Below are 14,366 nucleotides of genomic sequence, written 5' to 3' on the forward strand. Positions count from 1 at the left end.
CGTTGTAAAACATATTATTGTTTAGCAAATGTTTGTTCAACACCTCTACATACTCTACATTGTGTTTCGCATCTACTCAAATTGCATTCACTTTCATCATCACAATAAAACGATTTCACAACATCAATTAAAGTTAATTTCTTTTTATAGTAACTTTCTGCAAAGTCTAATAAATCATAATAATCAAACTTACGTGCTTTCTTATCAAATTTATCTATATCCAATTTTACTACTTCTTTATAATGTTCTTCTGGTGTCATATCTTATTTATTATTTTATTGTTTTATTTATCGTAACTAACCTTAACCATTTCAGTTATAAACAATAAATTAAAAAAGGTATTCGTTATTTAAAAGCCTTTTTATTTCAGTGCTTCTTTGTGTTTTACCTGTACTTATACCTTGCGTGTAACCCTCTTCAAATATCATAGTCATAACACTTTCAACAGTAGCTGTTTTAGTGTCTATTCTCATTTGTGTTTGGCTTGTGTTACACCAGTATCTATCAGGCTTTAACTTACTACCTTCGTATATAATGCCCATTTTTTCAAGTTCCTTATCTGTAATCATTTTTTTAATTTTCAGTTAATAACAATTTGTATAATGTAACTCGTTCCTCGCTCCACATACAAGGAGCGTTACTACTTCGATCTATAAAACTTATCCCTAGCCTGTTTTCCAGCAAACCGCCACCAGGTAAAATACATTTTAATATATTCACCAATTTTTTTTAATCTAAATAGCAATAAATTTATTTCAAATGATACTAAAGATTCTATCCCTTTTGTGATTACTCCTTTTTTCATTGTATTTTAATTAAATTAAAAACTAAACAAACTCATAGTTTAGCAAACTTAAATACAAATATATATAAATTTATATAAAATAAGTTATAACTTTTTAAGAAATTATCTTAAATAAAGCTGCATCTCTTACAGATTCCGAGTATTTATCTTTATAGATAGTATCTACTTCACTACGCTCATGCCCCATTAACTCACGTAATAAATCACCATCAATAAATAAATTTTTTGCAATAGTAGCAAAGCTATGTCTAGCAACTTTTACCCCCATAGAACCACCTAAAGGAAGTATTTTTATACCAAGCTTCTGCTGAACTTTAATTAAATTTCTCCTAAAATTATCTCTAAAAGTTTTATAACCTGTAAAGTCTTTTCTCCAAGGAAACACAAACTCTCCAGGAGCCGTATATAAATTTATAATAAATTGAGATTTAGCGTGTATTTTTAAATCAAATTGAAATCCAGCATTATCTAATTTACCACGCATAAAGTAAACCCTACCATTAGCAATGTTTGATTTTTTTAAGTAATAAACATCTTTTAAATCTTGGCCACCAAAATAAAAAAGTAGTAAGAATAAATTAACAGCTCTTTTTTCTGCAAAGGTTAAATCTATTGCATTTTCTAACAAAATAATACTTTCTTTAGAAATATTCCTTTTTTTGGTCCTATTTGCTTTTACAAAAACACTTTTAAAAACATCTAAAAAAGGTTTTTTATCTGCAGTAATACCACGCCTTACAGATTCATTGTAAACAGATCTATAAACGGTTAAATAAGTATGAACTGTGTTTTTACTATTTCCAGAACGTAAACGAGCTTCCTTAAATAAATGAAAAAATACATAATTTAAATCAGCAAAATCAATCGTTTTTTTTAAAATATGTAACTGATTAAAAGCGTTTTCATACTTCTTATAAGTTGCTATTTTATTAGCCAATAACAACTCTTTCATATATTCTTTATAAAAAGACGTAAATGTTTGTGCCGGCACAAAATCTAAATCATTTAAAAGTAGTTTTTTTACATGATCTAAATGAAACAATTCACCATTTAAACTTTTTAAATGTATTTCATCTAGTAGATTTTTTTTTTTATTAATTAATAAAGCTATTTGCTTGTTGTTTTTAGGAAGCTGTTTTTTAAAATTCCAATCTTTTAATTCAAAAAACACAGGTAAATTAATTTTTTTTTGAGCTTTATTTTTATGAAGAAATATTACTACAGGAAACCCTTTTTTTCTATATTGAGACGTTCTAGTATCTAATCTTAAAGTGTAAGTAATAATATTTGTCATTTATTTGTCATTTATAACTGGCTAAATATAACAAAATATAACTAAATACAACAAAGCTAAAAACACTTACAAAAAGCAAAAAGGCTTACCATTACTGGTAAACCTTAGTGTGAGCCCGATAGGATTCGAACCTATGACCGCCTCCTTAGAAGGGAGACATATAAACTATATAAATACTTAAAAAACAGCACTTTAAAAAATCTATAAAAAAAATTGTCATTTATTTGTCATTTATTAAAGTAAATTTAGACATTGTTTTGTCTAACCAAGCAGTAAATGCTTTTCTTAAAAAAGACCTAAAACCTAGTATATCAATAACCACTAAAACAACTCCCACAATGTACCACGTTGGAAATTTATTTAAAGAATCATAAGATTTTACAAAATGATCAATTAATGTTATCCAGTTTGATGTATTATACGCAATTAAAAAAGGCGTTAAAGTAGCAACAACTAACGGCATTAAAAATATAAAACTTACAACTTCATCTTTGTATGAGGTAGCTTGTTGCTCTTTAGCCATTAAATCCAGTTGATTATCTGAAACAGTATTGCTATTTATTCGACTTACCTGGGCGTTTGCCCTAGCCTCAATTACTTTTAAATCACTCTCTAACTTTGCTTTTTTTAAGGCAGAGCGTCTTTCTAACGCTCCTTTACCTATTCCTAATAAATTACTTATTAATCCTAACCATTTCATAATTTCTAAGTATATTTAAACAGCATACACACTGTCATAAAAGTTAATAAACACTTCTTCTCCACTTAAAATAGCATCCCTTATTTGAGGATATATTTTTTTATATGCTGTTGTTGAATTTCCAATAAATCCTTTTTCATCAGCATTGTTAGACATCCCAACTAATAAACACGCATCAGTATCATCATCGTCATTACCAATATGTATTAAAACATAGTTAAATTTTGGAACGTTTTTAATCCATAGCATTCCTTTATGAAAATCTGCACCAAACTTTTTTAAATAACGTTGATGAAAACCCCCTTCTGTTCTTAGCACTACCAAGTATCTACCAGCCCATACTCTTGTTTCTCCGTATAGTTTTTTATTTCTTTGTTCATCTTCAAGTGTATGTACTTGAAACCCTCCATTGATTAAAAAAATACCATCAGTAAAATCTTCTTGACTGTTATATCTTACTACATCTATTTCCATATTACGCTCTATTTGTATCAGAAACCACAGAAAACAATCGATTGTTTTTTGTTCCTAGATCTATTTCTATAAAGTCTGCAATACCTGAAACTTGTATATTTAAAGTTAAATAATAATTCCCAACAGGTAAATTAGTATAATCCGAAACATTTAAGCTAACTATATACGTATGATTATCTGTATCTATGGTAATACCACCATTGGTTTTTAACTTTTGTAAATAAGCAACATCTTGATCTGTAGCTAAATTTTTCTTTAAATTAACAGCCACTTCTAAAATATCTGCATACGTTTTATTATACACTTCTAAAGCACTTGCTGCAATACCATCTTTATTTTTTGTAACAATTACAATTGGCTTTGGCTGGCCTTTATATCTTTTAATTCCCATAATTAAATAATTGTATTTATTTCTATTTTTTCTTCTACCACAACAACACTAGATTCTTCATCTACAAAAGCCGTAACTTCATCATCTTGCAAAACAGCTACAACAATAGTATCGTCTATGTAAGCCGTAACTTCATCGTCTTGAATTACACCAATAACAGCATCTGAAGGAAAATAAATTGTGTTACCTTCACCTCCTGTTTTGAACCTAAGTATATCCCAGCTCATTATATTTCTGTTAAAAATTCTGATCCTTCATTATCTGTCGTATAATTTTTTTCTACTAATATATTTTCAGTTCCTTTTTCTTTTTTTATTAATCTAGTAGTAGTTTTAACTTGGTCTGCTTCTTGGTATTTAATAATATCTTGTTTAGCTGTAGTAACATCTGTTTTAGTTGATAAATTAGATACCACAGCTTTCCAGTTATCTTTATTTTCATAGCTGTTCAAATAATTATGAAACTGCGTTTGATCAATTCCTGTTATTTCAGATATATCAGTTTGTGTTTTATTGTGTTCTAAAATTAATGCTGCTTGTCTAGTATCAGCCTCAGACTTTGTTTCTACTAAATCAATCTTAGCCTCATTAGCATCAAGCCCTGCAATAATACTATTTTTGTTTGCCGTGGCATTAGCTTCTGTAGCCAACCCTGTTTGTATTTCTGAAACTGTCGGAGGCGTCGTTGTGTTTGCTTCATCAGTACCCCTCATATTAGAAGCCACGACTTGTTCACCGTCTAAAGTAGCCTTAACATCTGACCCTGTAAAATTAAATAAATCCGTCTTAGCTTTTATAGCATTGACTATTGTTTCTATCTGATCTTGGTTAACCGCATATACCTTACCAGAATCAGAAATTACACCAAAACCGCCCGTTGGTGGATCTTGTACCCAAGAACTATTATCCGAAGTGTACAGCCTAAAATTGTTATCAGTTAAATTTAACGTACAATTACCAATATTATCTAACATTAACGTAGTTATAGATCGATCAATAACCGCATTAGCTTCATCTTCTAACACTATGGCATTGAAAAATCTGTCTATCCCATCGGCTAAGGTAATTAAATAGTAGTACCGAGCTACAATTCGCTGTTTGGTACTTTCACAACCTGAATCGTTCGCATCTATTTGTAAATGCCCTGTATTTGAATCTATATTATATTCAGAAACAGTTGCACCATCAACTCCAAGCGCACTGTATGCCGCTAAATTTTCTTGACTATCAATAAAACTTAATCCAAATATCGTAATTACATTATTTGATAGTAAAGGTTTTCTTGCAGTACTTCCGTTTTGATAGGTTGCTCTTAACCTAATTGTATCACCAATATCAACGGCGCTACTTAATAAATTGACTTCCAGGCTATAACCACTACCGCCGCTTACAACACTATTATCTAATTCAGATGATTTAGTTACGTTGTATATTTGAACCCTTGAACCGTCTATAATATTTGGAGCGGTTATATTAACGGGCTGATTTAGCGTAATATTAGGACCAGTATTAGTCGTTACTGTTGACCCGTTTAAGAGTGTCAAAGTAATGTTGCCACCACTACTATTAGTGGCATTGCTAATTGTACAACCGTCTAAGAGGTTAGTACCTGCTGTATCAAAGTCTAAGATTCCATTAACAGTTACATTTGTTAATGTAGTTGATACCCCTGATTCGTAGTTAACATCACAATCAAAAGTACCACCATTTAATAAAGCGCCGTTTCTAGTTGTTACGGTTCCACTTGCTGTAGTTACAGCTCCACTTGTGTAAGTTGAAGCTTTAACCGTTGCTGTAGTTCCTGTTAAATCTCTTACACTTACAGCTGTTGCGTCTATAATCAAACTTGTTGCGGTCTGATCTAAATCTATTTGATTTCCAACCCTGTTAACTATTAAGTTATTTAAAGTAAGGTCTAGCCATTCTAATTTAAAAGAATCATATATTTTCTGAGATGTTCCCAAATCTGTATAAGCATCTACAGTTGTTTTATTTGTTTCGGTAATATTTGTATCTGCCGTTAATACTCGATCAAAAACTAAATCACTACTTGCTTTAAAAACAGATTCTTGCGTAGCGTAATTGTGTAAATATGATCTAAATTGTATGTCGAATTTGTCCTCTCCTGCAACTTGCGATTTTCCATACAAATCATATATTATTGTAGGGTTAGAAAGACTATCATTCCATAATCTACCTGTAAGAACTTTAAATTGCGTAGTCTCTCCACTTACGTTTGTTTGGTCTGTATATACGGTATAAGTAGATCCTGTAAAATCTAAGTTGCCTATAAACTGTCCACCTATAAGTGTATTGTTTCTGTTTCCACTATTTGTAGTTGGTATTCTAACCTTACAATCTTGAATAGCATTAAATGAAGTATCTTTTACTGTTACCTTAACATTTTGAAACATTGACAAATGACCTAAAGCGAAGTTTCCTGATCCAATATTCGGTTGATTTGTTCTAACACTCGTACCAATATCTATGTTTGTTAATTCTACGGCTTGATTATCTGTTGCAGTTGTTGAATTTCCTACAAGTTGATAATCAAAAGAATTATAATTTTTAGCATAAATAACATTTTCTAAAGTAACTTTACCGCCTACAGATGGCGCTCCTGTCTCAGCTCTATGAGGTTGTACAAAAGTATTGAGAAATCTTCCTGAAAAAGTATCAATGCCACTTAAGTTTATAAATCTATTAGCTACGAACTTTGAATCAAAGTCAACATCATTATATTGTACGATGTCTGAATCAGCTGCATTTCTTATTGTTTGCTTACCATTACCTAAATCTGATATGTCAGTTATTTTAGTATCATTAAATACTACGGAGTTAGCCGCTGTAAGGCTAGAATCTACAAGAATCCCACTAGCTAATTGTATTTCGGATCCATTTACAGTCATTGTTGCACCACTTTCAATAATCATACCCCCTGTAGTAATGCTTAACACAGTATTAGTAGAGCGAAAATTATAGCCTAAAACTAAACCAATTCCTTTTGAATATCTTGGACTCCCATCTAAATTAGTACCAATTTGAATACCAATGTTTAAATTAGCGCTAGAGCCTGTTAATTTTATCGAATAATCATAGCTACCATCGGGAAAATCGGCACTTGTAACTAACATTTCCTCAGAAGAATCCCATGTGAGTGATCCCGTAATTTCTAAAGGTCGATCTATAAAGTATATCTTTTGACCAAACCAACCAATGGCAAAACCTAGAGTAGTATTAATTGGGGGATTGTTGTAAACAGTAAAAGAAGTAATTCCCGTTAGGTCTGTATCCGTTCCTGTTTGTTGTATTACTTGAATTCCGTTTATTGTAGCGTTGGCAAAACTCATACTTTAATAATTAATTTTTTTCATCAACCTTATTTTTTAGGATTAAACTTATCTAGTAAAAACTCTAAAAAAACACTAATAAATACATCTATTTTTAATTTATACACAGCCCATTCTGATATCCTTTCTCCACTAATTGCAATTAAGCCAATAATTAACGGCACGTAATTTTTTTGTGTATAATTTTCAATTAAAGGGAAAAAAAAATAAGCACAACCAACACCCGCAATAAAGCTTATTATAATTCTAGTATAATTAAAACCTTCATTTTTTATTTGTATAGCCACCTTTATAGAAACTCCAACAAAAGCAGGAAGTAAAATTTTTACTAGAAACTCGTAATACTCATTTATTTTTTCTTCCATTTTTATAATTTTTAAACAAAGCTAATAGTATTATTGAAACCCCAACAAAACCTTCAGACCAATTAAACTTAATCGGATTAAACCAAATTTCATCTAAAAGATTATTAACTGACAAGCCAAGAATTACATAAGCTATAAATGATTTTCTATCTTTTAAGAAAATATATAATGCTAGTGAAAAAATAAACAAAGCATTTCCAATATAGAATATACTAAACCCAGCATTTTTTAAGTATTCCCAAAACAAGTAGGTCAGAATACCTATAACTAATCCTATATACAATATAATTTTATTTCCTATCATCAGGCCTGTTTCCAATTATAGCACCTTGCACCGTTTCTTCTTCATCTTCCACAGGAGATTGACTACCTACATTAGTTTCAGGAGACGGCTCTTTGTCTTTGTCTTTACATCCGCAATCATCTTTACTTTTGTCTTTTAAATTTTGTGTTTTCATTTTTGTTATTTATTTAGTTGTTAGTATTTAATTTTTAGTATGATAGAATCCAAGTAGTCAAAGCACCAGTTGCTGTTTTTGTTAATGTTCCCGAAAATTCAGTTGTTAATACTGATCCATCTAATATATTATTTATAAAAACTCCTGATGTTGCTGTAAAAGAAACAGTCCCTGTACCAACATTTATAACTTTTATACTAGCTATGTTTGTATTTGTAGCAATCGTTAAGGTGCAATTAACTGAAGTATCTACAACTACCACATTTATATTAGCTCCTATTGTTGCTGAACTTGTTGTGCCTGTAATTGTTTGTACGTTGTTTGTTTCGGATAAAATAGTACCGCTAGATTTTACATTACCACCTACTTCAAACTTTTCACTAGAATTAGTAGTACCTATACCTACGTTACCTGCGTTATCAATACGCATCCTTTCGGTATTATTAGTTGATAATACTACATTTCCAGCATCTGTTGATTGAACTATAAAATTACCAGTACCTCTGTGTATTATTGACGTATCTGTATTTGCACCACTATTACCTCTAATTATTCTTAACCCATAATCAGTGTACGTAGCGTCTCCAACTAAATCAATATATGAATATCCATTATCTGTTCTACCATTTCCAACTGTTACATGCATCACTCCAGTGCTAGTATTTTCTCCTACATTTAAACTACTTGTGAAATTTGCAGATGCTCCGTTTAGTGTGCCTGTAGTTTTTATATTTCCGTTTACTATTAAACTATCTTGTATTTTTACTTTTTTCTTATGTACTATAGTTTGCCCATAAGTACTTACAGATAAAAAAAGTACAATTGCTGATATTAAAAATTTTAAGTTTTTCATTTGTTTATATAATTTATTAATTTAAAGGTATTTCTTCTATTGTGTCAATAACATTCCAACTGTTTACATCCGTTACTGTGCCACCAACATAAACCGCAAACTTCCAAAACTCTGTAGTACTCCACCAACCACTGCAAATCATATCGTTTACTTCTAAAGTAGTAGAGCTTGTATTATTAGGATGCTTTCTTAAAGTAAATTTGTTGCTACCAATTTCTATACTTAAAAATTCACTAGCAACGTACGCTATTATTTTATCTACACTCCATGTTTTAAACACAGAGCTTGTTAAACTATCATCTATAAGCTTGGTGCGTTCTAATAGTTCATTTATAGCGGCTTTTAGACTAGATTTATCTGTGGTATTTAATGTAGTTAAGTCTAAATTTTCAGAGGTACTATTAGACCAAATAGTAACCCCCAATATTGCTTGCACTAAAGCAATATAATTGGCATTTATTTTACCACCACCTACTAAACCAGTATCTCCAGAACCTTGTGTTCCATTTCCTAAATTTATTTTATCCATTGCTTATGTATTATCACTAAAAAACCAATTAATCTCATTAAAAAAATGGATTGTAGAATCGAATGTAAACCCTATTTCTGAAGGATCTACTGTGGCATCTTGCACTGCCTCATCTACTCTAAAACCTATTTTATGTATGGTATTATTCATTTATCTATTTTAAAAAAACCACCCTATCTCATTACTTTCTATAACAGGGCTGTAGCCTGTTGCCACCACCGTTACTTTATACGCCCCAGAACCACTTACTGTAAATGTTTGCACCGCTAATAAATTAGAAATTACAGTTACACTTGCAGAGCCAATATTTGCATAGGTTATAGGGTCTATTTCCTGAACAACTTGTTGTACTGTACCTACTGGGGTAAAGTTGGTAAACGTTGCTGTGTACGCTCCTTGCGTAGGTGTTAAAACCTCTGTATCTTCTTTAATAATGGTAATATAACCGTTAGCAGGCGGTGCCACATTTGTACCCACTTCTACATACTCAATATTACTTTGTATAATACCTTGGCTTACCACTACCTTATACCAACCTTGATCTGTACCTATAGGTGTTGGAAAATCTATTACAAACAACCCTTCAGAAGAAACAATAGTACCAGACCTTTCTAGTCCTGTAGGCAAACCACCATTAGCCACACTATTGTCTAATTGTATAGCTGTAAGGGTTGCATTTACTGGACTTAAGCCAACAATCTCAAAGCTTGTATTTAAGACCCAAGAAGTAGTAAACAACCCAGGAGCAATCGCTTTGCTACTAATAACAATACTAGCTTCTACAGGCGTTGGCTCTAGCACATCTGTTGTATCTAAATAATGTATAGGTCCTTCATTAGCTTGTATGGCAGTTACCGAAGTTCTATTACTATTTAAAGCCATAGAAATTTTAGTAGGTATTTTATGCAACGTAGCAGTATAGTTGTACTGTATAATATCTAGTGGACCCACCAAAAAGGCATAGTCTCCATTAAATATAAAAGACATATTTTTTTGTATATCTACATACATTCTAGCCAAAGCGGTAGCATAAGAAACAGATTCATCTACCCCAACCCTACGCCATTTGTTTAACCAATGCTCTGGGTAATTTAGCCTATAAATTAAATGCAACTCGTCTGCTGCTTGAAAGTAGTCTGTAGGCTGCTCTGGCACATAATCTATTTGTTTTAATATTTTACCACCACCTGCTGCATTTTCCTCTATGGTATATAAAGAAGTTGGCACCAATGTTATTGTGCCATTCGGTTTTTTCATATACACCTCATAGCCATTTTTAATATTGTAATAATCTACATCATACAAACCAAGAGTAATAATATAATAATTAACAGCCCCATTAATAGTTACCGGCTCTTTGCTGTAAAAACGAGTAGTAGTTAAGGCTGTTACTGAAGGAATAGTACCTGCATCTAAAGAAGCCATTAAAGTGTCTGAAAATAGAAAGCTCTGAGGGCTTCTATTGGCTTCATTGCCATTGTGAAAAATACCTACCTCATGTTTTGTTGTAAAATCTACGCCACGCTCTACCGTAGTTGTAACCGTAGCATCTTCAGACATCGTAAATTCTACTTTTTCGTAAATTTTAACATTGGTAAGTAAGCTATGCGCCACTACTGGATAAATCATAAGATTATAATACCCATCTTTGGTTAGTAATATTTTAGGAATGTCTAATTTTCCTGAAACTACATTTACAGTTCCTTGCTCTAAAATTGTTTTTGTACCAATAGACAATTCAAAATCAAAAGCACCAGTTGGCGCACCAAAACCAATAAAATTAGTTAGTACTTCTTCTGATTCTGCAACGGTTGCTTCTTTATAATCTGATCGAATAAGTTTAAAAAAATGCTGATTAAATTCTTGATTATTAAAAGCGGTTTCTAATTCTTCTGAGGTAGCTGTACTTTCTGCTATAACAAAAAACTCTATTTTTAAAGAGGCATATTTTTCTAAATCTGTAGTACCATTTACATATACTGGAGTTATTAGCTTTGCATAATTATTAGCTAAAGCTGTGGCATTTGGTACTGAATCCGTAAACGATAAAAAAGGACCATTTAACCTTTCTAAACGATCTCTTAATGCTATAATACCAAAATATGAGGCATCTTTTGTTAATTCATCTTCATTAATATTTAAAATATTAGCAAGGCTTTTTATCCACACCTCTAAAGAAATGCCACTATTAGTTACTATTTCCCAGTACTGTACGGTTGTATCAGTAGAATCTGTATCATAATTTACTGGATAATGTGTTACTAGATCTTCTGGTAAAATATACTTACTATTATTATGAGACCAATCTACAACAGCCTTCTTTAATACTGGCAAGGCAGAAATAGTTGGTGTTGCAAAATAAGGTTGCTCTAAGATGTCTCTAGTAATAGTGTAAGCCACCCCTGGCTGTATTATATTATCTTCTGAATTTGGAGGGTATTTGGTAGCAGCAATACTTAGTTCTGCAAATCTATTGAGACCAATAAGATACCAATCTTGTTTGTAGGTAAACAACCTACATCCTAAACTTTCTATAATGTAATTAATAATTCCGTAAGCAGATGCATTTGTATCGCCAGCATAAGCAATTGTTTGTACTGCTAAATCTTGATAATCTAACGCAAAACCAGCATTTTGCAAAGCCTCTGCATAAATTATAGACTGAGACAAGCCTGTTAAAGACAGGCAGCTATGCAAAATATCTATTACGCTTTTTTTATCTTGGTAAAAAGACAAGGATAGTTCTTTTTCTTTTAACAAGCCAATACCATCTGTAGCTACAAATTCTACAAAATAACCTTCATCTTTTAAAGGCTCATTAAATAATTCTGGCAACAAAAACCCTTCCCAAACTACGGAAGGTACATTATTTACAAACAACTCTAAGTTTACTTTATACTTGGTTTCTGAGCCCGTAAATAAGTGTAGAAAATGCGCATCGTTGTTGGTAGTTACCAAAACATTAAAACTAAGTTCTGAGGTAAATAAATGACCAAAATGATCTTCTTGCCCATTGTATAACAACTGCGGAGCATTTACCTGTGTACGTTCTAAAACAAGCGGCATATTGTTTTCTGTAGTATCTATAATATTAATATTGAAGTATTCTGCAACCATTAGCTAGTTCTGTTTTTACGAGTATCATACTTATCTAATACTACTTTTAACTTGCCAGCATCTGCGGTAAGCTCACCACCTAGCACTACATTAAGCAATTGAGCGTTTGGTGTAAGCATGGCGTTTAAATTACGTTGCTGCGCTTGGTTTAAAATCATTTCTCCAGAATTCACCCTAGCAAATAATTTGTCTCCTACTGGAGAGTTGCCACCAACCATACCACCAGTTGCAAAGGCACCTGCATAGTTGCCACCCCCAGAAGTAATATTGGCAGCATTACTAATTAGTGTTCCTATAGCAACCAAAGCAACACCTGCTGCAATAGCTGTAAATGGATTTTTAAAGGCAGCTTTTATAGCTAACATTCCAACACCAATTTTAATTGCAGCTTCACCTAATTGTATAGCTAAATCTCCAATAATTCTAAGTAAACCACCAGCAACATCTCCCATGGTTAAAGATCCATCTATTAAACCAGCAATCATAACACCAAAGCCAGTTAACATATTTACTGAAGTATCTGTTAAAATACCTGATATTTCTGATGAAAAATCTACAAACCGATCCTGGATATTGGTTAAACCAGCATCTAAATCTGCTTCAGACTGCGTTACACCAGCTACCAAAGGTTGTATACCAGCTGCAAAAGAACTAGTATCTAGTCTAGTAGCTGTTGGTCTAGTGGCTGCACCACCACCAACAGTACCTCCTTGTATCATAGAAGCTCCAGGACCTGTAGGCGTTACTTTTACTTCTAAAATTGTTTTGTATTTTCTATTGGCTACCTTTTCTAAAGCATCTTGCACATTGCCTGCTACATCTGTTGTAAGTGCGTTAAAATCTCCTTTAAAAGAGGATATAACATTAGATAAATTTTCTTTGGTTGCCTTTTTATAATCACTTAATCCTTTTTTTACAGCACCTAAATCTAAGGTTAAAGCTCCTTTAAAAACAGCCCCCATAGATGCAAACTGATTGATAATTTGTTTTACAACCCCTGTAATAAGGGTGTAAATTGCATTAAAAACAAATTTAACAACAGACCACATATTTTTAAATTGCAGTGTTACATACTCTACCGCTACTCTAAAGGCAGTAGATTCATTATACAGGTCTATAAAGTAATTTGCAATAGCCACTAACTGCGCTTTTATAGGCTCCCAGTTTTTATAAATGATAACACCTACCGTTGTTAAGGCTGCAATAACTAAGCCCAACGGACCCATTAATAAGGTAAACCCAGAAGCAATGGCTGGTAAAATAGTACCTGCTAACAGTAATATAGGTCCAATAGCAGCAGCTACCCCTGCAAGAATTACAATAAATTTTTTGGTTGCTGGAGATAATGCTTTAAAAGAAGCAATCATTGTTTTTATTTTATCTACAAAAGGAAGAATGGCCTGCGCTATAATAGCTCCAAAATCTTCCATTAAATCCCCAATAGAATTTTGCAATTGCTTAAAACCACCTAAACCTGCTTTTGCTGCTGCTTCTCCAGCACCACCATATTGCCTTGCTAATTCATCTAAAATAATGGTTTGCGCATCGGCTAATTTGTTAGATTCTGCTAGGCTTTTTATAACGGCTTTTTGTTCTTTAGAAAACTGAATACCCGATCTACTTAATGCAGATAAATTAGCCACCGGATCATTTAAGGCTTTTCCTAATTGTATAGAGGCAGACTTTAAATCGCCACCTAGTCTGGTGCTTAAATCTATGGCCGCTTGTTGCGTTCTTGCAAACTGCTCTCCTGCAATATTAGTAAACGTTAGTAGTTGTGCGGTAGCATCTTGTAAAATTTCTTCATCACCAAACAATGAGGTGTTTTGTAAATCTGATGCCATTTTCTGCAATTGCTCACTAGTAAAACCAACAGCATTTCCTGTAGAGATTAAACCAGCATTTACTTGCGCTATGGCTTTTTCTTGTTTATCCCAACTTTTTAACGCCACGCCACCAAAGGCTAAAATAGGTGCCGTAAGACCAACAGATAAAGTACGGCCAACACGCTGCATGTTTTTACCCATTTTG

16 protein-coding genes are annotated in these 14,366 nt (G+C 32.4%); all 16 read right to left on the bottom strand.

Annotated features, from left to right (window positions below; translation table 11 throughout):
* Positions 1-14: 14 nt before the first annotated feature.
* Positions 15-260 (bottom strand): hypothetical protein, encoded by a 246-nt coding sequence (locus Q0L44_RS04750; RefSeq protein ID WP_296635978.1) that lies wholly within the window; start codon positions 258-260, stop codon positions 15-17.
* 69 nt (positions 261-329) lie between these two features.
* Positions 330-569, bottom strand: a complete 240-nt coding sequence (locus tag Q0L44_RS04755) for a hypothetical protein (protein ID WP_296635981.1) — start codon at positions 567-569, stop codon at positions 330-332.
* Positions 570-899: 330 nt separating this feature from the next.
* Entirely contained in the window at positions 900-2,099 is a 1,200-nt protein-coding gene (locus tag Q0L44_RS04760; RefSeq protein WP_296635983.1) for a phage integrase SAM-like domain-containing protein, read from the bottom strand.
* A gap of 220 nt (positions 2,100-2,319) precedes the next feature.
* Complete coding sequence (locus Q0L44_RS04765) at positions 2,320-2,799, bottom strand: hypothetical protein (protein ID WP_296635984.1); 480 nt, start codon at positions 2,797-2,799, stop codon at positions 2,320-2,322.
* A gap of 15 nt (positions 2,800-2,814) precedes the next feature.
* On the bottom strand, positions 2,815-3,273 hold the full coding sequence (locus Q0L44_RS04770; RefSeq protein ID WP_296635987.1) for a DUF5675 family protein: 459 nt from the start codon (positions 3,271-3,273) through the stop codon (positions 2,815-2,817).
* A gap of 1 nt (position 3,274) precedes the next feature.
* Positions 3,275-3,664 (bottom strand): hypothetical protein, encoded by a 390-nt coding sequence (locus tag Q0L44_RS04775; RefSeq protein ID WP_296635989.1) that lies wholly within the window; start codon positions 3,662-3,664, stop codon positions 3,275-3,277.
* A gap of 2 nt (positions 3,665-3,666) precedes the next feature.
* On the bottom strand, positions 3,667-3,891 hold the full coding sequence (locus tag Q0L44_RS04780) for a hypothetical protein (protein ID WP_296635991.1): 225 nt from the start codon (positions 3,889-3,891) through the stop codon (positions 3,667-3,669).
* Positions 3,891-7,013 (bottom strand): hypothetical protein, encoded by a 3,123-nt coding sequence (locus tag Q0L44_RS04785; protein WP_296635994.1) that lies wholly within the window; start codon positions 7,011-7,013, stop codon positions 3,891-3,893. Before Q0L44_RS04785 ends, Q0L44_RS04780 begins: the two co-directional genes overlap by 1 nt.
* A gap of 29 nt (positions 7,014-7,042) precedes the next feature.
* Positions 7,043-7,378, bottom strand: a complete 336-nt coding sequence (locus Q0L44_RS04790) for a hypothetical protein (protein WP_296635997.1) — start codon at positions 7,376-7,378, stop codon at positions 7,043-7,045.
* A complete protein-coding gene (locus Q0L44_RS04795) occupies positions 7,359-7,682 on the bottom strand; it encodes a hypothetical protein (protein WP_296636001.1) in 324 nt (107 codons plus the stop codon). The genes Q0L44_RS04790 and Q0L44_RS04795 overlap by 20 nt, the downstream gene beginning before the upstream one ends.
* Positions 7,669-7,836 (bottom strand): hypothetical protein, encoded by a 168-nt coding sequence (locus tag Q0L44_RS04800; RefSeq protein WP_296636004.1) that lies wholly within the window; start codon positions 7,834-7,836, stop codon positions 7,669-7,671. The genes Q0L44_RS04795 and Q0L44_RS04800 overlap by 14 nt, the downstream gene beginning before the upstream one ends.
* A gap of 34 nt (positions 7,837-7,870) precedes the next feature.
* On the bottom strand, positions 7,871-8,689 hold the full coding sequence (locus Q0L44_RS04805) for a hypothetical protein (protein WP_296636006.1): 819 nt from the start codon (positions 8,687-8,689) through the stop codon (positions 7,871-7,873).
* A gap of 16 nt (positions 8,690-8,705) precedes the next feature.
* Positions 8,706-9,218, bottom strand: coding sequence for a hypothetical protein (locus tag Q0L44_RS04810; RefSeq protein ID WP_296636009.1), 513 nt, complete (start codon positions 9,216-9,218; stop codon positions 8,706-8,708).
* 3 nt (positions 9,219-9,221) lie between these two features.
* Entirely contained in the window at positions 9,222-9,368 is a 147-nt protein-coding gene (locus Q0L44_RS04815) for a hypothetical protein (RefSeq protein WP_296636011.1), read from the bottom strand.
* Between the two features lie 9 nt (positions 9,369-9,377).
* Positions 9,378-12,335 (bottom strand): hypothetical protein, encoded by a 2,958-nt coding sequence (locus Q0L44_RS04820; protein WP_296636014.1) that lies wholly within the window; start codon positions 12,333-12,335, stop codon positions 9,378-9,380.
* On the bottom strand, positions 12,335-14,366 hold a 2,032-nt coding region (locus tag Q0L44_RS04825), incomplete at its 5' end, for a phage tail length tape measure family protein (protein ID WP_296636016.1). The genes Q0L44_RS04820 and Q0L44_RS04825, both read right to left, overlap by 1 nt.

Origin of the sequence: Polaribacter sp. (genome assembly GCF_024639685.1) — a bacterium.
Taxonomy (GTDB): Bacteria; Bacteroidota; Bacteroidia; order Flavobacteriales; family Flavobacteriaceae; genus Polaribacter.

Coding starts and splice junctions, on each gene's coding strand:
- Q0L44_RS04750 (WP_296635978.1), bottom strand. CDS start 260: ATGACACCAGAAGAACATTATAAAGAAGTAGTAAAATTGGATATAGAT.
- Q0L44_RS04820 (WP_296636014.1), bottom strand. CDS start 12,335: ATGGTTGCAGAATACTTCAATATTAATATTATAGATACTACAGAAAAC.
- Q0L44_RS04770 (WP_296635987.1), bottom strand. CDS start 3,273: ATGGAAATAGATGTAGTAAGATATAACAGTCAAGAAGATTTTACTGAT.
- Q0L44_RS04780 (WP_296635991.1), bottom strand. CDS start 3,891: ATGAGCTGGGATATACTTAGGTTCAAAACAGGAGGTGAAGGTAACACA.
- Q0L44_RS04760 (WP_296635983.1), bottom strand. CDS start 2,099: ATGACAAATATTATTACTTACACTTTAAGATTAGATACTAGAACGTCT.
- Q0L44_RS04795 (WP_296636001.1), bottom strand. CDS start 7,682: ATGATAGGAAATAAAATTATATTGTATATAGGATTAGTTATAGGTATT.
- Q0L44_RS04815 (WP_296636011.1), bottom strand. CDS start 9,368: ATGAATAATACCATACATAAAATAGGTTTTAGAGTAGATGAGGCAGTG.
- Q0L44_RS04805 (WP_296636006.1), bottom strand. CDS start 8,689: ATGAAAAACTTAAAATTTTTAATATCAGCAATTGTACTTTTTTTATCT.
- Q0L44_RS04800 (WP_296636004.1), bottom strand. CDS start 7,836: ATGAAAACACAAAATTTAAAAGACAAAAGTAAAGATGATTGCGGATGT.
- Q0L44_RS04785 (WP_296635994.1), bottom strand. CDS start 7,013: ATGAGTTTTGCCAACGCTACAATAAACGGAATTCAAGTAATACAACAA.
- Q0L44_RS04765 (WP_296635984.1), bottom strand. CDS start 2,799: ATGAAATGGTTAGGATTAATAAGTAATTTATTAGGAATAGGTAAAGGA.
- Q0L44_RS04790 (WP_296635997.1), bottom strand. CDS start 7,378: ATGGAAGAAAAAATAAATGAGTATTACGAGTTTCTAGTAAAAATTTTA.
- Q0L44_RS04775 (WP_296635989.1), bottom strand. CDS start 3,664: ATGGGAATTAAAAGATATAAAGGCCAGCCAAAGCCAATTGTAATTGTT.
- Q0L44_RS04810 (WP_296636009.1), bottom strand. CDS start 9,218: ATGGATAAAATAAATTTAGGAAATGGAACACAAGGTTCTGGAGATACT.
- Q0L44_RS04755 (WP_296635981.1), bottom strand. CDS start 569: ATGATTACAGATAAGGAACTTGAAAAAATGGGCATTATATACGAAGGT.